The 18600-nt window shown below is 52.7% G+C and carries 18 protein-coding genes; 13 read left to right on the top strand and 5 right to left on the bottom strand.

Going from position 1 to position 18600, the window contains the following annotated elements; all coding sequences use genetic code 11:
• Nucleotides 1–91: 91 nt before the first annotated feature.
• On the bottom strand, nucleotides 92–1753 hold the full coding sequence (locus UM181_03250) for a DNA polymerase Y family protein (protein WQC63642.1): 1662 nt from the start codon (nucleotides 1751–1753) through the stop codon (nucleotides 92–94).
• A gap of 167 nt (nucleotides 1754–1920) precedes the next feature.
• On the opposite strand from UM181_03250, the gene UM181_03245 reads away from it, so the two are divergent.
• From UM181_03245 to UM181_03210, 8 genes are all read left to right on the top strand, one after another.
• The gene (locus UM181_03245) at nucleotides 1921–2364 is read left to right on the top strand and encodes a cytochrome c (GenBank protein WQC63641.1); all 444 of its coding nucleotides are present in this window, start codon (nucleotides 1921–1923) and stop codon (nucleotides 2362–2364) included.
• Nucleotides 2365–2469: 105 nt separating this feature from the next.
• Nucleotides 2470–3582 (top strand): S-(hydroxymethyl)glutathione dehydrogenase/class III alcohol dehydrogenase, encoded by a 1113-nt coding sequence (locus UM181_03240; protein WQC63640.1) that lies wholly within the window; start codon nucleotides 2470–2472, stop codon nucleotides 3580–3582.
• Nucleotides 3583–3726: 144 nt separating this feature from the next.
• Nucleotides 3727–4221: a GNAT family N-acetyltransferase gene (locus UM181_03235; GenBank protein WQC63639.1), complete on the top strand. Its 495-nt coding sequence runs from the start codon at nucleotides 3727–3729 to the stop codon at nucleotides 4219–4221.
• 126 nt (nucleotides 4222–4347) lie between these two features.
• A complete protein-coding gene (locus UM181_03230; protein WQC63638.1) occupies nucleotides 4348–5322 on the top strand; it encodes a ferritin family protein in 975 nt (324 codons plus the stop codon).
• An 85-nt stretch (nucleotides 5323–5407) separates the two neighbouring features.
• Nucleotides 5408–6334: an AEC family transporter gene (locus UM181_03225; GenBank protein ID WQC63637.1), complete on the top strand. Its 927-nt coding sequence runs from the start codon at nucleotides 5408–5410 to the stop codon at nucleotides 6332–6334.
• A 70-nt stretch (nucleotides 6335–6404) separates the two neighbouring features.
• Nucleotides 6405–6860 carry a YaiI/YqxD family protein gene (locus UM181_03220; protein WQC63636.1) on the top strand — a complete coding sequence of 152 codons (456 nt, stop codon included), beginning with the start codon at nucleotides 6405–6407 and terminating at the stop codon, nucleotides 6858–6860.
• 138 nt (nucleotides 6861–6998) lie between these two features.
• Entirely contained in the window at nucleotides 6999–7916 is a 918-nt protein-coding gene (locus tag UM181_03215) for an NAD(P)-binding domain-containing protein (protein ID WQC63635.1), read from the top strand.
• A complete protein-coding gene (locus UM181_03210; GenBank protein WQC63634.1) occupies nucleotides 7898–8848 on the top strand; it encodes an alpha/beta hydrolase in 951 nt (316 codons plus the stop codon). Before UM181_03215 ends, UM181_03210 begins: the two co-directional genes overlap by 19 nt.
• Nucleotides 8849–8871: 23 nt before the next feature.
• Here the strand turns inward: UM181_03210 and UM181_03205 are convergent, their stop codons facing one another.
• Entirely contained in the window at nucleotides 8872–10113 is a 1242-nt protein-coding gene (locus tag UM181_03205) for an MFS transporter (protein ID WQC63633.1), read from the bottom strand.
• A gap of 146 nt (nucleotides 10114–10259) precedes the next feature.
• Between UM181_03205 and zapE the strand changes: the two genes are divergently transcribed.
• Nucleotides 10260–11327 (top strand): cell division protein ZapE, encoded by a 1068-nt coding sequence (zapE, locus tag UM181_03200; protein WQC63632.1) that lies wholly within the window; start codon nucleotides 10260–10262, stop codon nucleotides 11325–11327.
• A 23-nt stretch (nucleotides 11328–11350) separates the two neighbouring features.
• On the opposite strand, the gene UM181_03195 is transcribed toward zapE, so the two are convergent.
• The 3 genes from UM181_03195 to UM181_03185 all read right to left on the bottom strand — a co-directional run bounded on the left by UM181_03195 (nucleotide 11351) and on the right by UM181_03185 (nucleotide 14600).
• Nucleotides 11351–12625 (bottom strand): folylpolyglutamate synthase/dihydrofolate synthase family protein, encoded by a 1275-nt coding sequence (locus tag UM181_03195; protein ID WQC63631.1) that lies wholly within the window; start codon nucleotides 12623–12625, stop codon nucleotides 11351–11353.
• Complete coding sequence (accD, locus tag UM181_03190; protein ID WQC63630.1) at nucleotides 12622–13554, bottom strand: acetyl-CoA carboxylase, carboxyltransferase subunit beta; 933 nt, start codon at nucleotides 13552–13554, stop codon at nucleotides 12622–12624. The genes UM181_03195 and accD overlap by 4 nt, the downstream gene beginning before the upstream one ends.
• 191 nt (nucleotides 13555–13745) lie before the next feature.
• Nucleotides 13746–14600, bottom strand: coding sequence for a type II CAAX endopeptidase family protein (locus UM181_03185; protein WQC63629.1), 855 nt, complete (start codon nucleotides 14598–14600; stop codon nucleotides 13746–13748).
• A 350-nt stretch (nucleotides 14601–14950) separates the two neighbouring features.
• Here UM181_03185 and ilvD point away from each other — a divergent pair, with 350 nt between their 5' ends.
• The 4 genes from ilvD to UM181_03165 all read left to right on the top strand — a co-directional run bounded on the left by ilvD (nucleotide 14951) and on the right by UM181_03165 (nucleotide 18566).
• Nucleotides 14951–16678 (top strand): dihydroxy-acid dehydratase, encoded by a 1728-nt coding sequence (ilvD, locus tag UM181_03180; protein ID WQC63628.1) that lies wholly within the window; start codon nucleotides 14951–14953, stop codon nucleotides 16676–16678.
• Nucleotides 16675–17325 carry a hypothetical protein gene (locus UM181_03175; GenBank protein WQC63627.1) on the top strand — a complete coding sequence of 217 codons (651 nt, stop codon included), beginning with the start codon at nucleotides 16675–16677 and terminating at the stop codon, nucleotides 17323–17325. Before ilvD ends, UM181_03175 begins: the two co-directional genes overlap by 4 nt.
• Nucleotides 17326–17434: 109 nt before the next feature.
• Nucleotides 17435–18205 carry a DUF6478 family protein gene (locus UM181_03170; protein ID WQC64689.1) on the top strand — a complete coding sequence of 257 codons (771 nt, stop codon included), beginning with the start codon at nucleotides 17435–17437 and terminating at the stop codon, nucleotides 18203–18205.
• On the top strand, nucleotides 18189–18566 hold the full coding sequence (locus tag UM181_03165; GenBank protein WQC63626.1) for a hypothetical protein: 378 nt from the start codon (nucleotides 18189–18191) through the stop codon (nucleotides 18564–18566). Before UM181_03170 ends, UM181_03165 begins: the two co-directional genes overlap by 17 nt.
• Nucleotides 18567–18600: the final 34 nt, after the last annotated feature.

The raw sequence follows: 18600 nt of genomic DNA, 5'->3' as shown, positions 1-18600 counted from the left end.
TTTTTTCTTCGTAAAATATAGAAACTTTAAGGTATAGCCACCTATCTGGTGCCACTACGTTCATATTTTCATCCCTGAGATTTAACGCGATTTACGTAAAGCTGCCTTGGCAATACCACCCTGCATTGCGGGCGCCACCATGGGCAAAAAATACCCAGAGCTGATCGCCCTCTGCGCAGTTGATACGCCAGTAATCTCGCACGCCACTGCGCCAATTTGGATCATCCAGCCACCATTCTGGCGCAATCCGTTCCGGTCCCTGTTGCGTCGCTGTGGTTAAAACCCGGTTTCGCCAGCGAAAGCGTGGTGGCACATCGGGTATTTGTTTGGCGCTTATCGGTTCTGGTGGCCATAACAGTTTTGGCCTTGGGCGATCCGGCCTCGGCCAATCCGGCGCTGGTTTTGACCAAGCTGCGGCAAAGACCACAGCTGTTTTCTCGGCAATATGGCTTTCTGCAGGATGCAGGCGGGTTACGTGATCTAAGCCGATCCGCGTTCCCAGTCGCCCAATCAGATCGTTGAGATCGGTGTCAGCTCCCGTGGGCGTGGCGCTGTGATGCGTCTGTTGTAGGGGCGCTGGGGTGGTGCGGAGCGTGATGGGTTCGGTTTGGCTGGCCTCAAGCCGTAACATATCAATGCCAAACCCCATATCAATCGTCTCAAGTTTAAGCAGAAGAAGCGGGCGGATACGCTCGATTGTATGGCCCGCTTGTGCCAATTGAACCCGAATATAAGAAAGAGTTTGATCGGTTTGAAATACTTGTAAGTCAATTTGCCGTGCGCCTTGTCCAGCGGCGCGTAGTTTGTCGCAAAGCCGCGGTAAAAGGCGATCTAAGGCGGCGCGTAAATCTTCAGCCAGGCCAATCGGCTCTGGCAAGCTCATGCGCACGCCAAAATGGGGTGGTTTGCGCTGGGCGGATAAGGGTTCAGGAACGCGCCCTAAAGCTTGATCCAATCGCAGCATAAGTTCTTTGCCAAAGCGGCGCGCCAAAGCGGCGCGGGGTTGCCCGCTTAGATCACCGATTTGGCGCAAACCCACGCGGTGCAGATTATGGATTGTAGAGCTTTCTAGGCGCAGCGCGGCCACAGGTAAGGCCGCTAAGGCGCTATGGCTGCCCCCAAGAGGGGCGATTTGCGCTTTTGGTTGTGGATTGCCTGTTGGCACCAGCGCTTGCGCCTGCGTTCGTGGCTGTGAAAAGCGCTGCTTGGATAATTTTACGCGCGTGGCTCTGGCCTCTTGAGTGAGGGCATCCACATTACGATCTGATTGATTATGGCTTGGGTGATAATGCGCCAAAGCCCAAGCCGCGCCGATTGTATCAGCCAAACCAAGGCGGGTACTCAGCTGAAAATCTTCGCACTCGCTTGCAATTTGGTTTATAAAACCAACCTCGCCGCCAAAAAGATGCGCGCAGCCTGTGATATCCATGCAGAGGCCATCATCGGCAGCGGTGGTGACCCAAGGGCTAAATTTTTCCGCCCAGCGGCATAAAGCCAATAAAAATTGGCGTTCGCCGGGTAGGTTGCGCATGCGGGTGATCAGTTTGGGGCAGAGTGCTTGGGCATCGCGCAAAGATTGACCAGGGTGTAATCCAGCGAGGCTTGCACTGCGTGAAAGCGAAGAGAGCCGCTGTGCCTGCCCGCTCTCTTGCAGGATCGCAAAGGGTAAATCAGCCAGATCATTTTCTAAGCGTAAGAAACGCTCGGCCCCCAATCTGGGAAACCAAAGGGATAAGAAACGGCGCTGTGTCATAGGACGGGTACATTAACTTTGTTCACTTTTTGTTCTATATCGGAGATCTGTGGGATGAGTCGAGTCTGTCTTCGTGGCATTTTTATAAAATCATACTGAGGGTTTATTTTTTCCAGTTTGGTTCTATCTAAAAAGTAACAAGATTTTCTATTTATAAGGAATTCATCATGAAATCACGTATCCGTTTGTTTTCTTTCCTAGCGGCCATCGGCGTGGGCCTCACCCCTGCATTTGCGCATGAGGGGGTTAAAAACCCTGCGGTGAAAGCTCGGATGATTTTGATGCAAGAGGTCAAAACATCCTTTGGCCAAATTGGGCAGATGGCAAAAGGCGCTGTGGCGTTTGATGCGCAGGATGCGCAAGCGGCCAAGGCACGTTTGTTAAAAGCCTCTCAGGCTGTTGTAGATAAGTTTCAGGCGAATGAAACAGATCCATTGTCACAAGCCGCGCCAGCTATTTGGAAGAATTGGGATGATTTTGTTGTCAAATCTACCGCTTTTGAGGCGGCTATTGAGGTGCTTGACGTGTCAGATTTGGCAGCCTTAAGGGGCGGTATGCGGGCTATAGGCGGTGGATGTATGGCGTGCCATAAATCTTATAAAACTGATTAAAAGCAGGCCTTTCACAGGTTTGAAAACGGTATCAATACGCCTGAATAATGCGTTGCAGTTTGCTTGAAAATACGGCATCGTTTTCAAAAAATTGGGAGGATGATCATGCGTACACGGGCAGCAGTTGCAGTTGCAGCGGGACAACCACTGGAAGTAATGGAGGTAAACCTTGACGGTCCGAAGGCGGGCGAGGTTTTGGTTGAGATAAAAGCAACCGGTATTTGCCATACGGATGAGTTTACGCTGTCAGGCGCAGATCCAGAGGGAATGTTTCCTGCGATTTTAGGCCATGAAGGGGCCGGCGTGGTTTTGGAATGCGGCCCGGGTGTGACAAGTTTGAAGCCGGGGGATCATGTGATCCCGCTTTACACGCCGGAATGTCGAACCTGTGAATATTGTCTGAACCCAAAAACCAACCTGTGTCAGGCCATTCGCGAAACCCAAGGTCGTGGAGTGATGCCCGATGGCACCAGCCGGTTCTCTATGCTCGATGGCACGCCGATACTGCATTATATGGGGTGCTCTACTTTTGCCAACCACACGGTCTTGCCGGAAATTGCGCTGGCCAAAATTAATCCGGACGCGCCATTTGATAAAGTTTGTTACATTGGCTGCGGGGTCACCACGGGCCTTGGCGCGGTGATGAACACTGCCAAGGTTGAAATTGGCAGCAGGGCGATTGTGTTTGGTTTGGGGGGCATTGGCCTGAACGTGATCCAAGGGTTGCGCATGGCCGGTGCAGATCAGATTGTCGGCGTTGATTTGAACGCGGATAAGCGCGATATGGCAGCGCGGTTTGGCATGACCGATTTCGTCAACCCTTCAGAGGTTGAGGGTGATTTGGTGGCGCATCTTGTGGCCCTGACCAAAGGCGGCGCAGATTATACGTTTGATGCCACTGGCAATGTGCAAGTGATGCGCACAGCCTTAGAGGCCGCGCATAAGGGTTGGGGAGAAAGCATCATCATTGGCGTTGCGCCAGCGGGGGCTGAAATTTCAACGCGGCCGTTCCAATTGGTCACGGGGCGTGTCTGGCGTGGCACTGCCTTTGGCGGTGCACGCGGGCGTACCGATGTACCTAAGATTGTTGATTGGTATATGGATGGCAAAGTGGAAATTGATCCGATGATCACGCATGTTTTAGATCTTGAGGATATCAACAAAGCCTTTGATTTGATGCATTCAGGCGAAAGTATAAGATCTGTCGTGGTGTTTTAAGCTTTCGCTAAGGGCGGCGAGTGTTGCCCCGATGCCAGAGTTCTGACAGCCTTGGAATGCTTTGTTGCAAATGACGCTGTTTTGGCTGTGTTTGGTATTGGGGGTGACGCGAAAATCAAACTAATCAAGAGATAATGCATTAGAATGATGGATTTAATGACGGTTCACCCTGCAACGCGCGCTGATTGCGATCAAATTTGGGCGCTGTTACAGCCGGTGTTCAGCGCGGGCGACACCTATGCGGTTGATCCATTGATCGATCGCGATGCTGCGATCACCTATTGGATGGACGCGGAGAAAACCGCCTTTATACTTCGCGTTGATGGGCAAGCCGTTGGAACCTATTATATACGCCCAAACCAGCCGGGGGGCGGCGCGCATATCTGCAATTGCGGCTTTATTACGGCGCCCTCGGCGCGCGGAAAAGGGGTTGCGCGGCGCATGCTTGAACATGCGCTGATTGAGGCCAAGCAGCAGGGGTATCGGGCGATGCAGTTCAATTTTGTGTTGGCCAGCAATCAGCGTGCGTTGGCCATTTGGCAGCGCTATGGGTTTGCAACGATCGGTCGGATTCCGCAGGCGTTTTTGCATCCAAAGCAGGGCTATGTGGATGCGCTGATCCTGCACAGATCTTTGTAAGAAAACCGCAACTGCGATACATTATCTTATACTTTTCTTGTACTTTGCGGCGCCTTTTTGGATGTATAACAGCCGTTGACAGCGCGCCGTTTACGGGATCAAGATGGCCGTAAGGGTAAAAATTATATGCGGTTTTTCGTTCATAGGCGTCGGTTCGCGGATTTATCAGAGCAGGAAATATTGGCGCTTGCAATTTCCTCTGAAGAAGATGATGCGCGAATTTACAGTGGTTTTGCGCAGCAATTGCGGGCTGAGTATCCGGATAGCGCAGCTTTGTTTTCTGATATGGCCAAAGAAGAAGATGCCCATCGCCAGCAATTGATTGCGCTTCATGAAACGCGGTTTGGGGCGTTTATTCCGCTGATCCGGCGCGAGCATGTTGCTGGGTTTTATGCCCGTCAACCGATTTGGCTTATTGCCAATTTGGGGATCGAAAAAATTCGCGCTGAAGCAGAAGCGATGGAGCGCAAGGCTGAGGATTTTTATCGAAAGGCAGCGGCGCGCAGCTCTGATGCTGCCAGCCGAAAATTGCTGGGTGATTTGGCGGCCAGCGAAGCCCGCCACAAAGCGCGCGCAGAAGGTCTGTCACAAAATTTAACCTCCTCAGGGGCAGCTCAAGAAGAAGGGTTTCAAGCCAAGCGCCAGTTCATACTGACTTGGGCACAGCCAGGCTTGGCGGGTTTAATGGACGGATCTGTTTCGACGCTTGCGCCTATCTTTGCCACGGCCTTTGCCACCCAGAACTCGCATACCACGTTTTTGGTGGGGTTGGCGGCTGCGCTGGGCGCAGGGGTTTCAATGGCGTTTACCGAAGCCGCCTCGGATGATGGGGCATTATCGGGCCGCGGCTCACCTTTGAAACGTGGTTTTGCCGCGGGCGTGATGACAACGATCGGGGGGTTGGGGCATGCGCTGCCCTATTTGATCGCGGATATTTGGACCGCGAATTTGATCGCCTTTATCGTTGTGTTTATCGAATTATGGGCGATTGCCTGGATTCAAAACCGGTATATGCAAACGCCGTTTTTTCGCGCGGCGTTTCAAGTTGTGCTTGGCGGATCCTTGGTGTTTGGGATCGGAATTGTGATTGGTAGCGGATGAATCGGCTGCGCTTCCTAACGGGGTGGCGACCGGCCGTATAAGATAGTAATTGACGCGCCGCGCCTGCCTGATAGAGCCTTGCGTTATGATCGATATCTTGCTCAAAACCTTGCCGTTTTTCGCCGTGATTGGCTTGGGTTATCTTGCCGGACGTCGGGGTTTTTTCACCCCCGAAGCCACGGGGTATCTGACAAAATTTGTCTTTTATTTTGCGCTTTCGGCGTTTTTATTCCGCTTTTCGGCAACGCTGCCTCTCAGCTCAGTCTTGCAGCCAGATTTTATCTTTGCCTATTTAAGCGCATCGGCCTTGGTCTATGGGTTTGCATTGCTGGTGGCCTTAGGCCGCAAGGTTCCGCTAGACGAAGCTGCGATTGAGGCGCATTGCGCGGTGATCGGCAATGTCGGGTTTTTAGGGGTGCCGATGCTGGCCTTGCTGATGGGCCCGGAAGCGATTGGCTATGTGGTCATGGTTCTTGCGGTTGATTTGATACTATTTGGATCTTTAATCGTGATGTTGATCGTTGGCTCACGCGATGGTCAAGTGCGGTTTGCTACGCTTTGGGCGCTTGTTTTAGGGTTGCTGAAAAATCCAATGATTATGTCGATTTCTGCGGGCTTTATTTGGTCGGGTCTTGGTCTGCCGATCCTGGCGCCGTTGGATGAGTTTCTGTCGATGCTGGGATCTGCGGCAACACCAGGTGCGTTATTTGCGATTGGCGCGTCTTTGGCCTTTAAATCGGCCGAGCGTCTGCACGTGGCTGCTTGGATTTCATTTTTGAAATTGGTAATTCATCCTGCCGCGGTGGCCATATCGGCGCTTTTTATTTTCCAACTTGATTCTTATGCGGCTTCGGTGATGCTGGCGGCCGCAGCCCTGCCCGTGGCGGGCAATGTCTATATTTTGGCGCAGCATTACGCGGTTGCGCCGGTGCGCGTTTCCGCTTCGATCTTGATTTCGACATTTTTCAGCATTTTAACAGTGCCAGCTGTGACCGCGTGGCTCAATCCATGATCGGGGCTGTCGCATTGCACGCTTGCACCTTGCGCGCGCAGCGATACCATCACCTCAAAAGGAAACTTGGATGACTGCCCTTTATATTGATGCCGATGCATGCCCGGTAAAAGATGAAGCAGAGCGGGTTGCAACGCGCCACAACCTGCGCATGTTTGTGGTTAGCAATGGCGGATTGCGCCCCTCTGCCAACCCATTGATCGAGACGGTGATTGTTGCGGATGGTCCAGATATAGCGGATATGTGGATCGCCGAACGCGCCAAACGCGGTGATGTGGTGGTGACCGCCGATATTCCGCTCGCATCGAAATGCGTGGCGAACGGGGCTTTGGTTTTAAAGCATAATGGAGAAGCTTTGACCGAGGCCAATATTGGTAATGTTCTGGCCACGCGGGATTTAATGGCCGATCTGCGCGCCGCAGACCCTTTTCGGCAAGGTGGCGGAAAAGCTTTTTCCAAAACGGATCGGGCGCGGTTTTTAGACCGGTTGGAAACCACATTGCGCAGGGCAAAAACACTAAGTTAAAGCGGGCTTTCAACGCAGTCACCGCATTTATATAATTAAATTTTCTTGTTGTTTCTTTCGCGAGTTCTTAAGGTTTTGGCGTAGCCTTATAACGCATAACGGCGCAATTTATGACCATGTATTCGAAGAGAGTTTCTGATGAGCGCAATCAATATTTCTTTTGATCAGGGCGACCCGCTGCTGGATTGGCTGGGCCTGACGGCGGCGTTTGAGGCCGGTCATAAACGTCCAAAAGCCGAAATTGCTGATACGTTTTTGTATCGCGGAAAAGACACTTTGTTATCACGGGCTGCCTGGATTGATGGGTTGGGGATTGCCGTAAAAGCCGCAACGATCTTTCCTGATAACCCAAGCTCTGGCCGTCCGATGGTTAATGGCGGGGTAAATCTGTTTTCAGATAAAACCGGTGCGTTGGAAGCGATTATTGATTTTCATCTTGTGACCAAATGGAAAACCGCGGCTGACAGTCTTTGGGCGGCCAAGCGGTTGGCACGCCCGGAGAGCAAACATATTGTGATTATTGGCGCCGGCACCGTTGCCTCAAATTTGTTAGACGCTTATCGAGCTGGGTTTCCAGAAGCGCGATTTAGCATTTGGAACCGCAGCCCAGAGCGGGCCCAAGCCTTGGCCAAAACGCGCCCCGATGCGAGGGCGGTGACAGATTTAAAAGCGGCGATTGGCAGCGCGGATATTATTTGCACATCCACCATGAGCACGAGCCCTGTGCTGCAAGGGTCTTGGCTGCAAGAGGGGCAGCATGTGGATCTGATTGGGGCTTATCGCCCAGATATGCGCGAGGCGGATGATCAAGCGCTTCAGCGCGCGCGGGTTTTCGTGGATAGCTTTGATACCACGCTTGATCATATCGGAGAGCTGAAAATTCCGTTGTCTTCCGGGGCGCTGAGGCGGGCTGATGTGCAAGCCGATTATTATTCAGAATGCGGATTTCAGCGAGGATCCGAGCGCGACATAACGCTGTTTAAAAATGGTGGTGGCGCGCATTTGGATTTGATGACAGCGCGGTATATCATGCAGCAATGGAGCAGCGCCGCGTGATCTGCGGCATTTTTCTGCTCGCTTTGTTGCTCATGGCGCCGTTTCTAAGTGAATGGCGGCGTTTGCCGATGGATGCGCGCGCGCGCGCGGATGCGCCGGGCCGGTTTGCGCCCTTATCGCGCGGGGCAACGCATTACCAGCTTTTGGGGCCGCCCGGCGGGCCATTGGCCATTTGTATTCACGGGCTGAGCACACCAAGTTTTGTGTTTGAGGCGCTGGCGGCTTTTTTGATTGGACGCGGCCATCGCGTTTTGATTTATGATCATTACGGGCGTGGCTATTCGGATCGCCCAATGGGCCGTCAGGATGCGCGGTTTTTTGCGTCACATTTAACCGAGCTGCTGGATCATTTGGATCTTAAAGAAGATTTCGATCTTTATGGTTACTCTATGGGGGGTTCAATTGCGGCGGCGTATGCGGTGCAAAACCCCTCATCCGTAAAGCAACTTATTCTGCTGGCGCCGGCGGGTATGGGGCATAAGCTTGGCAACCTTTTGGGGTGGGTCAGCCGGGTTTGGGGGCTGGGCGATTGGCTGGTTTATGCGCGCTATCCCCGGCTGCATTTGGCGGGAACCGAAGCTGAGCGTGCGATCAGTTCAAGCGTGTCTTTTTTGATCGAGCGCCAACAAAAAGAATTGCACTACCGCGGGTTCATCCCCGCAATTCTATCCTCTGCGCGTGGCATTTTGGCCCATAAAATGGCGGCGGAGCACAGCGCGATCCAGAGCCATGGGATTCGCGTTTTGGCGATTTGGGGGGGGCAGGATCATGTGATCCCGGTTGCGTTAAAAGGATGTTTGCAAAGCTGGAATCCGCAGGCCCGCCAATTTGTAATCTGGGATGCGGGTCATGCCTTGCCTTATTCGCATACCCAGCAGGTTACCGCGCTTTTGGAGGCTGAATTACAAGCGATTCCTCGCCTTTCATCTTAAAAGCAAACGCTTGGCACGCCCGGTTAATTTGCTCCAAGCATCACAGTTGGTTTTTCACGGATCGGCAGATGCACCAGCGCACTGAACAGCCCGACACCAACGCCAATCCACCACACCAATGTGTAGCTGCCATAAACGTCAAACATTCGCCCGCCCAACCAGATTCCGATAAAGCTGCCAAGCTGGTGCGAGAAGAAAACGATGCCGTAAAGCGTGCCCATATAGCGCAGTCCGAAAATATACGCGACAAGTCCGCTTGTAAGCGGCACGGTGGCCAGCCAAAGCATGCCCATAAGAGCGGAAAAGATGAGCACGCTGACAGGCGTAATGGGAAAGTTTATAAAGCCAAACGTTACCAATGCGCGGGCCAGATAAACAGCTGCCAACAGGTTTTTCTTGGAATAACGATTGCCCAAATACCCGGCTGCCAAAGTGCCGGCAATATTTGTCAGCCCAATTACGGATAGGGCAGCTGCGCCAAGCGTCGAGGTTGAGGTAATCCCGAGCGTATAGAGGAAACCACCTGGATTAATGGCGCCGCAGGCTTCGGTAATAAAGGCGGGAAAATGGGCCGTCATAAACCCCAATTGATAGCCGCAGCTAAAAAAGCCTAAAAAGATCAAGATATAATTCGAATCTTGCATGGCCCGCCCCACGATCGCGCTGAGCGGGGCGTCTCCTTCCGCTTTTGGCGCGCGCGGGGCAACCCGCATCATTGGCAGTAAGAGAAGCGTGGCTAAAATGATGCCTGCAAAAAGAAGAAATACAGTTTGCCATGGCATTGCCGATAGCAGTAATTGTGCCAAGAGCGGGCCAACCACCTGCCCTGCGCTGCCCGCAGCCGTTGCGATGGCCAGTGACATTGAGCGGTGCTGATCGCTGCTGGCGCGCCCTACAATGGCAAGGATCACGCCAAATCCGGTGCCTGCAATCCCAAAGCCAACCAGAAATTCATACACCTGATGCGCCTCGGGAGAGGTGGCAAAAGCCGAGAGCACCAGCCCAGCGGCATAGACCAAAGCGCCTAAAATAATTGCTTTTCGATCGCCAAGTTTATCGGCGATCGCCCCAAAGATCGGCTGACCAATGCCCCATGCAAGATTCTGAATCGCCAGTGCCAGTGAAAATTCCTCGCGCGCCCAGCCAAATTCGTTTGCGATTGGAATTTGAAACACCCCAAAGGATGCTCTGATCGCAAAATTTATCAGAAGAATAATGCTGCCCATGATCAAGATAGGCGTGATCAGGCGATGTGTCTGAGACATTTGGTTAACCCTTTGAACGCACGTCAAATCCCTTGGCCAGCCTAAGCTAGCCTCAGGGCGCAGATTTACAAGCCGTTCGTGATTTTACGCGCGGCGGTTGGTGCCAATGTCTTTAAATCAAGATCGGTTCATAGTAAGCCCAGCTTATGGGCAGAGTATCACAGCGCTATCGCGAAGACGTCGAATCCGGAGCAATCAGCGCTGATCCAGCGCAGCAGGCGCTCTTGCCAAAGCTTGATGCTTTGCTTGAGGCGCTTGAGCGCCCTGTGAAGCGTGGGTTTTTACGCCGAACCCAAGCGAGCGCGGTTAAAGGGTTATACATTTGGGGCGGCGTCGGGGGCGGCAAATCCTATTTGATGGATTTATTCGCAAGCAGCTTGGCCGTGGCGGTGCGGCGGGTCCATTTTCATGCCTTTATGCAAGAGGTTCAGGCCGGCTTGCATCTTGCGCGCCAAACGAATGCGAAAGACGCTTTAGTGCCGGTTTGTCAGGCGATTGCGAAAGATATTCGCGTTTTGGCATTGGATGAAATGCAGATCAAAGACATTGCCGATGCGATGATCGTGGGCCGGTTGTTTGAATTGTTGTTAGGCCAGGGCGTTACCGTCATAACCACGTCAAACCGCGTGCCCGAGGATCTTTATAAAAACGGCTTAAACCGACAACTTTTTTTACCCTTCATCGCGTTGATCCGAAACCAATTCGCGATTCACGACATGGCCAGCGAAATCGATTTTCGGCAAAACAGGATCGCAGGGAGATCGGTTTATTTTACGCCTTTGGGGCGGGAAGCCCGCGCCGGGTTAGATGCGCTTTGGGGTGAATTTTCCGGTGAGGATAGCCAAACCCTGACCTTGGTGGTTAAGGGCCGTGATTTGGTGGTGCCTGCCTATATCAATGGTATCGGACGGTTTGATTTTTATGATCTATGCGGTGCTATGTTGGGCCCTGCAGATTACTTGGTGCTTGCCGATCATCTTCGGGTTTTGTTTTTAGACGATATTCCCCAATTGGGGCGCAATAATTTCAATGAGGCAAAGCGTTTCGTGACCTTGATCGATGCGCTTTATGAAGCAAAGGTGCGGCTGGTCTGTTCTGCGGCGGCGCGGCCCGAAATGCTTTATCTTGAGGGCGAGGGCAGCTTTGAATTCGAGCGCACCGCCAGCCGTTTGCGCGAAATGCAAGCCGCGGATTGGGCGCAAGATAGAGCGTGATCCTTGGCGCTAAACGCGCCAGCCTAGCCGTTTTGCCTAAGGATCATCCCCGCCAAATATAGCGAGCCACAGATGACGATGCGAGCATGTGGCTCTTGCGCGCTGATCGCGCGCAAAGCAGTGTCGACGGTTTGCGCAGATTGCGCATAAAATCCGACAGCGGCAGCATTACGGGCTGTGTCATCTGCGCTGAGCGTATTGACTTCATTTGGAATTGAAACCGAAAACAGCGTTTCGCTGACCGCGTGTAAAGGCGCCAGATACCCGGTGATATCTTTCGTGTTCAGCATTCCACAGATCAAATAAGTGGGCCGCTTGGGCAGGTTTGCTAAAAATTGGGCAAGCGCTTGCCCAGCGGCCGGATTATGCCCCCCATCCAGCCAAAGCTCGGCCCCCGGAGCCAGCGCGGGTAAGGGCCCTTCGCGCAGCCGTTGCAGGCGCGCCGGCCAGTGCGCTTGCGTGATAGCGGCCTCGCAGGCGCTTTCTTTCGCCTCTAAATGCCGCAAAGCGGCTAGGGCGATGCCAGCGTTTTGAATTTGATGCGCGCCAGGAAGATTGGGCAGGGGCAAATCAAGCAAGCCGCATTCATCTTGAAAAATCAACCGCCCGCGCTCTTCGCTGACATGCCAATGCTGACCATAAACCTGCAGCGGCGCGTGCAACCGCTGGGCGTGGGCTTCGATGACCTCAAGCGCCGCCTCTTGCTGCGGCCCGACAATGACGGGTACGCCTGATTTTATGATACCGGCTTTTTCCGCTGCGATTTCGGGCAGCGTGTCGCCCAAAAACTGCTGGTGATCGATCGAAATTGGCGTGATAATGCTGAGCTTGGGTTTCGCGATCACATTGGTTGCATCCAGCCGCCCCCCCAAGCCGACCTCTAACAGCGTGAAATCAGCGGGGCATTCGGCCATCGCCTTCAGCGCGGCGCAGGTGGTGATTTCAAAATAGGTGATCGGATCAGCGCCATTGGTTTGATAACAGTGCTCAAGACGCTGGCTGAGTTCGGGTTCGCTGATCAGTGCGCCGGCCAAACGGATCCGTTCGTGAAAACGGGCAAGATGCGGCGAGGTATAGGCATGCACGCGCTTTTCTGCAGCTTCCAATCCGGCACGGATCATCGCTTGCGTGCTGCCCTTGCCGTTGGTGCCGGCGATATGAACCACCGATGGCAGCTGCTCTTGCGGATTCCCCAAGCGATCGAGTAACCGCCAAACCCGATCGAGCGTCAGATCAATCACTTTAGGGTGTAGCGCCATCATTCGGGTTAAAATGGCGTCAGAATGGTCAATCGTCATTTTTTCTTAGGCTTTGCCGCGGTGCTTTTATCCTCAAGCTGCGGGTCCGTCGGTTTGGGTAAATCGCCTTTAATGGCCGGGCTCAACCCCAGCAACAGGCGCACAATGGTGATCAACTCATCGCGCATTTCAGGGCGCGCCGTCACGCGATCCAACATGCCGTGATCGAGCAGATATTCAGCCCGTTGAAATCCTTCCGGCAGCTTTTCACGAATGGTTTGTTCGATCACGCGTGGGCCAGCAAAACAAATCAAGGCGTTCGGCTCAGCAATTTGAACATCCCCCAACATCGCATAAGATGCGGTCACCCCACCCGTTGTGGGATGCGTGAGCACCACAATATAGGGCAACCCTGCTTCCTTCAGCATCTGAATGGCCACGGTGCTGCGCGGCATTTGCATCAAGCTAAGAATACCTTCTTGCATGCGCGCGCCGCCCGCAGAAGAAAACAGAATAAGCGGACGGTGCAATTTCACCGCGCGCTCGGCGGCGGCGATAATCGCATTGCCAACATACATGCCCATCGAGCCGCCCATAAAAGAAAAATCTTGCGCGGCGGCAATGATCGGCGTGCGCCCGATTTCGCCCTCGGCCACCAGCATTGCTTCCCCTTCGCCGGTATTTTTTTGGGCCGCTTTCATACGGTCGGGGTATTTCTTCTGATCCCTAAAATTCAGCGGATCGACGATGGGTTCTGGCACTGGTACATCCACAAAAATGCCACCATCAAACAGGCTTTCAAACCGGGCCCGCGGGCTGATCCCCATATGATGCCCGCATTGGGTGCAAACGTTCAGGTTTTCGCTTAACTCGCGGTGAAACAGCATGCTGCCGCACTCGGTACATTTGGTCCAAAGGTTCTCGGGCACTTCGCGCCGCGAGAAAATTGAGTTTATGCGTGGGCGGACATAGTTTGTGATCCAATTCATGCCTGACGTCCTGCTGTTTTTTGTTTTCCTTGAAATAAGCCGGCTTGCGGTAAATTGCAATCAGCGAAGCGCAAAAGCGGTTCGAAAAGCACATTGTTTTTCACGGGCAGGTAGCCTGTGTTGGGCGGGCAGAAGCGTTGATCGTGGATACAGACAACTGCGCCCCGCCATTGTTTTGGGGGAATGCCAGCCTAAGGCGGGTGGTTTTCTTCAACAAAGGTATGCCCGCGCTTTTGGTTGATCCAACGCAGCCAGATCAGAAATGCTAGAACTTCGAACAGCGTGAAGATCAAAAAGCCTAAAGTGGTTTGGGCCCCCTTTGGATCGAGCTGCATTACGAAGAGCGACATGCCATTTAAATGCCCATCAAGCCCAAAGATCAGCAGCAACGCGTTTACCCCAAAATGAAGGCCAAGCGCCGCCCCTAAATTACCCGTTTTTAATGTGACAAGGCATAAAATCATACCCGCCACGCTTGTATGTAACACGTAAAAAAACGCATTTACGCCAAAAATAGAAAAATCAAAATGCAGCATACCAAAGAGCAGTGAGGGCAAAAAAATTGACCACCAGAACCGTCCGCCTCTGGCGCGGATATGCTGTAGTAAATAGCCGCGAAACAGCATTTCTTCTGCCCCGATCTGCACGAAAATCAGTGCGGATATGGGGATAACCCATCGCAGCCAAAGCGTTGTGGTTATATTGGGGTTTGGCTGGCTCGAGGCTTCAAAGAAATGCCAGGAAATGGTATAACTGCTGGTTTCGCTGAAGATGGCCGTGGCAAAGGCGAGGCCAGCTCCAATAAGAAAATGCTGCCAATTGATTTTACAGGTGGGACCATAAAGCGCATGGAGGGGGTGGCGATGCAACCAGCGACACACCAGCGCGATGCCCAGCCAAATGAAGAAAAAAGAAAATAAGAGAGCGGCTAAATCTGCGGGTGTGCTGCCCAGCCCTTCAAGGTGCATCTGTGCCATGCGATCTAGCGTGATAAACCAACCAAAGCTTGTAGAGACATAGATGATGGCGATCAGAAAAAGTCCCAAACATATACGCCAAATCTGTGACCTGTTGCCAAGAACAGAGGGGTGGAACAGCCTGTCTGACAATCGAATTCCCCTTATTGATCGAAGCGGTGACTGATTGCTTGAAAGGTGGGGTATCTGCCAGCTGGTTTCAATAGGCTTTGCTTAGTTTGGGTGGTCTCAGGCCTTTCGATCCAGCAAAAAACCGTCTTAGCGGCTGCTTAATTTAAAGGCTACTGCCGGTTTTCGCTTCGGCAGCGCTGGACCATTTCAGCGCTTTGTAATGTTGATTTTTTATCTGACAGAAGAAAGCGACTTGTTTCGCCTTTTGGGCTTTTGTATGACCAATCAACGCATAAGGGAGAGAGACCGTGAGTAAATTCGATAAATCTAAGCTACCAAGCCGTCATGTTACCGAAGGTCCATCTCGGGCACCGCATCGGTCCTATTATTATGCGATGGGCATGACGGAAGAGGAAATTCATCAACCGCTGATCGGTGTTGCCACCTGCTGGAACGAAGCGGCGCCCTGCAATATCGCGCTAAACCGTCAGGCACAATCTGCCAAAATGGGCGTCAAACAAGCGCTGGGCACACCGCGTGAATTCACCACCATCACGGTTACCGATGGGATCGCGATGGGCCATGAGGGGATGCGCAGCTCGCTGGCCAGCCGCGAAGCCATTGCTGATACGGTTGAATTGACGATGCGCGGGCATTGCTATGATGCGCTGGTTGGTTTGGCCGGTTGCGATAAATCTTTGCCTGGTATGATGATGGCGATGGTGCGCTTAAACGTGCCCTCTGTGTTTTTATACGGTGGCTCTATTCTGCCGGGCCGTTTAGATGGCAAAGATGTGACAGTGCAGGATGTTTTTGAAGCCGTGGGTCAACATCAGGCGGGCAATCTAAGCACTTGCGATCTTGAAAAGCTGGAAGCCGTGGCCTGCCCCTCGGCAGGGGCCTGTGGTGGGCAATTTACCGCCAATACGATGGCCTGTGTGTCTGAGGCCATTGGTCTTGCGCTGATGAATTCATCCGGTGCTCCCGCCCCGTATGAAAGCCGCGATCAATACGCAGAAGCTTCGGGTCGCGCCGTGATGACCTTGCTTGAAAAGAATATTCGGGCGCGCGATGTGGTGACGTTGAAATCGCTTGAAAACGCCGCGCGGGTAGTAGCATGCACCGGAGGCTCGACCAATGCAGGGCTGCATTTGCCCGCGATTGCACATGAGGCCGGCATTGATTTTTATCTTGAAGATGTGTGCGAGATTTTCCGCGACACACCCTATTTTGTGGATCTTAAGCCGGGCGGAAAATATGTTGCAAAAGATCTTTACGAGGTAGGCGGCGTACCGGTTGTGATGAAAGAATTGCGCAAAGCCGGGTTGTTGCACGAAGATTGTCTCACCGCCTCTGGCAATAGCATGGGGGAAGATTTGGACAAAATCACCCGCGAAGCTGATGGGCGGGTGATTTACCCGATCGCCACTCCGCTGACAAAAACCGGTGGTGTTGTTGGTTTGACAGGCAATTTGGCGCCCGAAGGCGCGATTGTGAAAGTTGCGGGCATGTCCGAAGAGGCTCAAGTTTTCACTGGGCCTGCGCGCGTGTTTGAATGCGAACAGGATGCGTTTGAGGCGGTTCAAAACCGAACCTATCAGGAAGGCGATGTGTTTGTGATCCGCAATGAAGGGCCTGCTGGCGGCCCGGGCATGCGCGAAATGCTGGCCACAACGGCGGCGCTTTCGGGGCAAGGTATGGGTAAGAAAGTGGCGCTGATCACCGATGGGCGCTTTTCTGGCGCAACGCGGGGCTTTTGCGTTGGGCATGTCGGCCCAGAAGCCGCGCATGGGGGCCCGATCGCTTTGCTGAAAGATGGCGATATGATCACGCTGAACGCGTTAAAGGGTGAAATCAGCGTTGCGCTTGACGATGCAGAGTTGGCCGAGCGCAAGGCCCAATGGTCGGGCCCGCGCGATACGATTTATGCCGCAGGTGCGCTTTGGAAATATTCGCAATTGGTCGGAGAAATTTATAAAGGCGCGGTGACGCATCCCGGTGGTAAAGCCGAAAAACACGCGTATATGGATCTGTGAAGGTGAATATGGCCCCCTGGCGTTTTGGTCAGTGGGCCATTTTCTGCTTTATGATAACGCTATGTGGCTGCGCTGGGCTTCCACCGCTTCTTAATACGCAATATGAAGGGTTGATAACGCAGCAAAATCTTCCCTCAGGTGCGATCATTCGGCCGCCAAAGGGCTATTGCGTCAATCCAGATCTCGGCCAAAGCACAGAGACAGCAGAATTTGTAACGCTGCAGGCTTGCTCGGAACGCGACGGTTTGCTGGCCTATGGTGTGATCACATTGTCATTGGTGGCGGATCAGGAAATCAGCCTTGCCGATGTAGCCCAGCAGTTCAAGACGGCAAACCCGAATGCACATGTGTCAACAATCTTTGCCGATAAGCGTCAGATTTTCGTTCAAAACACATCGCAGGCAGCCCAATCTGTTTCTGGATTACAAAAAACTTTGTGGCAAGGCGTTGAATTGCGCGATACCCACATGCTGATTGCCACGCTTCACATGCCAGCGGATACCATGTTTACAAAAAATATGGCGCGTATGCTTTTGTCACGCAGCTTGCAGGGCGTTTCTGTGCACCCTGCCGGCTCAAAAATGCGGCCCAGTGTGAAACCAAATACCTCTAGCGGGCCGCGTCCAAAAGCCCGCCCTGTTGGATAAGCTCATGTAGGGGCGCAGGCCTGCCAAAGATAAATTGCTTGAATGTGATTTATCGCTATAATTGCCTGATAGTTAATTGATTTAGAGACTGACAGTGATTTTAAAGCCGATGCGGGCGTTTCTGATCCGCAGGTACCTTTTCTATGTATTATCGCGGCCGAATTCATGGCTGCGCGCGCAGAAAACGCCGCGCATATGGGGGGTATATAAGCAGTCAAAAATCTTGCGCCATCAGCTTGAGCGGTTTGTCTCAGGTTTAGAGCTGCGGCTTCAAACCGCGCGCAGGGGGAAGGTTAGCGGCTCTGATATTTGGGGGTGGCGTCCCGATTTTTGGTGCACAAAAATGGATATGGGAGCTGCAAATCTGGGCGGCAGAAGCATTGCCTTGGGCAAGAATATCCAATTGTTTAGCCCAGAGCATTTGCAAATTGATCAATATTGGCTTTCCCAGCGAAAGGATTTAAGCGCTCAAACCGGAGCAAGCTATTGCGTGTGTTTGGATATTTTCGACATAAAAAGCAGCTTTTTATCTTTCGCGATTCAACTGCCGATGGGCAGCCGCCGGCGTCTTATGGAAACGGGGGTGTTGATTTGTAGAGCGCGTATAAATTTTGAAACCGAACTGCATACGCATCTCCGCCTCAATATTCCCGAGCTGGATGACCTGTCTTTACAGGCGGATACCCATCACCGCGAAGATGGTGAGTTTTCGTGGGAGTTCAGGCTGCGGCCGCTTAAATTAAGCGCAGATTCCGACGCGCCGCTTTGGATCGATCTGATCTTTGAGGCTCCGCGTTACACGCAAATTCAAATCATTGATTTCAATCTCTCTACCGAAGAGGGTTCTTTAGAAAGGCGCGCCGATGTCGCTTCGCATTGAGCCAACGCGCTTCGCTGAAGGCATTTGGCGGGCTTTGCTAAACCAACCTTCCGATTTGAAAGCGCCCCCGCCCAAGATTGACGTGCTTTTGCAAGGGCGCCCGATCCGTGGCGTGCGGGTTGACCCTCTGAATATGGAAAATTGTTATGAATTATCCGTGCCAATTCCGCCCGAAGCTATTGGATCTGGTACCTATATGCTTTTGATTGTTGAGCAGGGCAGCTCCAAAGTGTTGTCGCGGATCGTGCTGTCGGGCGGTGATTTGAACGGCGAAGATCTTCGCGCTGAGATGGCGGAATTGCGGGCTGAAATAGATCTTCTGAAGCGGCTTTTTCGCGCATCGCGTAAAAGTGGCTTTTAAAGTTTTTACGTTGCGTATTGCGTGACAATCAAAC

The sequence above is a fragment of the Alphaproteobacteria bacterium US3C007 genome, from assembly GCA_034423775.1.
Lineage (GTDB): Bacteria > Pseudomonadota > Alphaproteobacteria > Rhodobacterales > Rhodobacteraceae > Thalassovivens > Thalassovivens spotae.
This window is presented reverse-complemented; position numbering and strand designations above follow the sequence as displayed.

What these genes read in the sequence shown, in the direction of transcription:
- UM181_03245 (WQC63641.1), top strand. Translation starts at nt 1,921, where the DNA reads ATGAAATCACGTATCCGTTTGTTTTCTTTCCTAGCGGCCATCGGCGTG.
- UM181_03220 (WQC63636.1), top strand. Translation starts at nt 6,405, where the DNA reads ATGACTGCCCTTTATATTGATGCCGATGCATGCCCGGTAAAAGATGAA.
- UM181_03195 (WQC63631.1), bottom strand. Translation starts at nt 12,625, where the DNA reads ATGACGATTGACCATTCTGACGCCATTTTAACCCGAATGATGGCGCTA.
- UM181_03205 (WQC63633.1), bottom strand. Translation starts at nt 10,113, where the DNA reads ATGTCTCAGACACATCGCCTGATCACGCCTATCTTGATCATGGGCAGC.
- UM181_03230 (WQC63638.1), top strand. Translation starts at nt 4,348, where the DNA reads ATGCGGTTTTTCGTTCATAGGCGTCGGTTCGCGGATTTATCAGAGCAG.
- UM181_03210 (WQC63634.1), top strand. Translation starts at nt 7,898, where the DNA reads ATGGAGCAGCGCCGCGTGATCTGCGGCATTTTTCTGCTCGCTTTGTTG.
- UM181_03240 (WQC63640.1), top strand. Translation starts at nt 2,470, where the DNA reads ATGCGTACACGGGCAGCAGTTGCAGTTGCAGCGGGACAACCACTGGAA.
- UM181_03165 (WQC63626.1), top strand. Translation starts at nt 18,189, where the DNA reads ATGTCGCTTCGCATTGAGCCAACGCGCTTCGCTGAAGGCATTTGGCGG.
- accD (WQC63630.1), bottom strand. Translation starts at nt 13,554, where the DNA reads ATGAATTGGATCACAAACTATGTCCGCCCACGCATAAACTCAATTTTC.
- UM181_03170 (WQC64689.1), top strand. Translation starts at nt 17,435, where the DNA reads ATGCGGGCGTTTCTGATCCGCAGGTACCTTTTCTATGTATTATCGCGG.
- UM181_03235 (WQC63639.1), top strand. Translation starts at nt 3,727, where the DNA reads ATGATGGATTTAATGACGGTTCACCCTGCAACGCGCGCTGATTGCGAT.
- UM181_03250 (WQC63642.1), bottom strand. Translation starts at nt 1,753, where the DNA reads ATGACACAGCGCCGTTTCTTATCCCTTTGGTTTCCCAGATTGGGGGCC.
- UM181_03225 (WQC63637.1), top strand. Translation starts at nt 5,408, where the DNA reads ATGATCGATATCTTGCTCAAAACCTTGCCGTTTTTCGCCGTGATTGGC.
- zapE (WQC63632.1), top strand. Translation starts at nt 10,260, where the DNA reads ATGGGCAGAGTATCACAGCGCTATCGCGAAGACGTCGAATCCGGAGCA.
- UM181_03215 (WQC63635.1), top strand. Translation starts at nt 6,999, where the DNA reads ATGAGCGCAATCAATATTTCTTTTGATCAGGGCGACCCGCTGCTGGAT.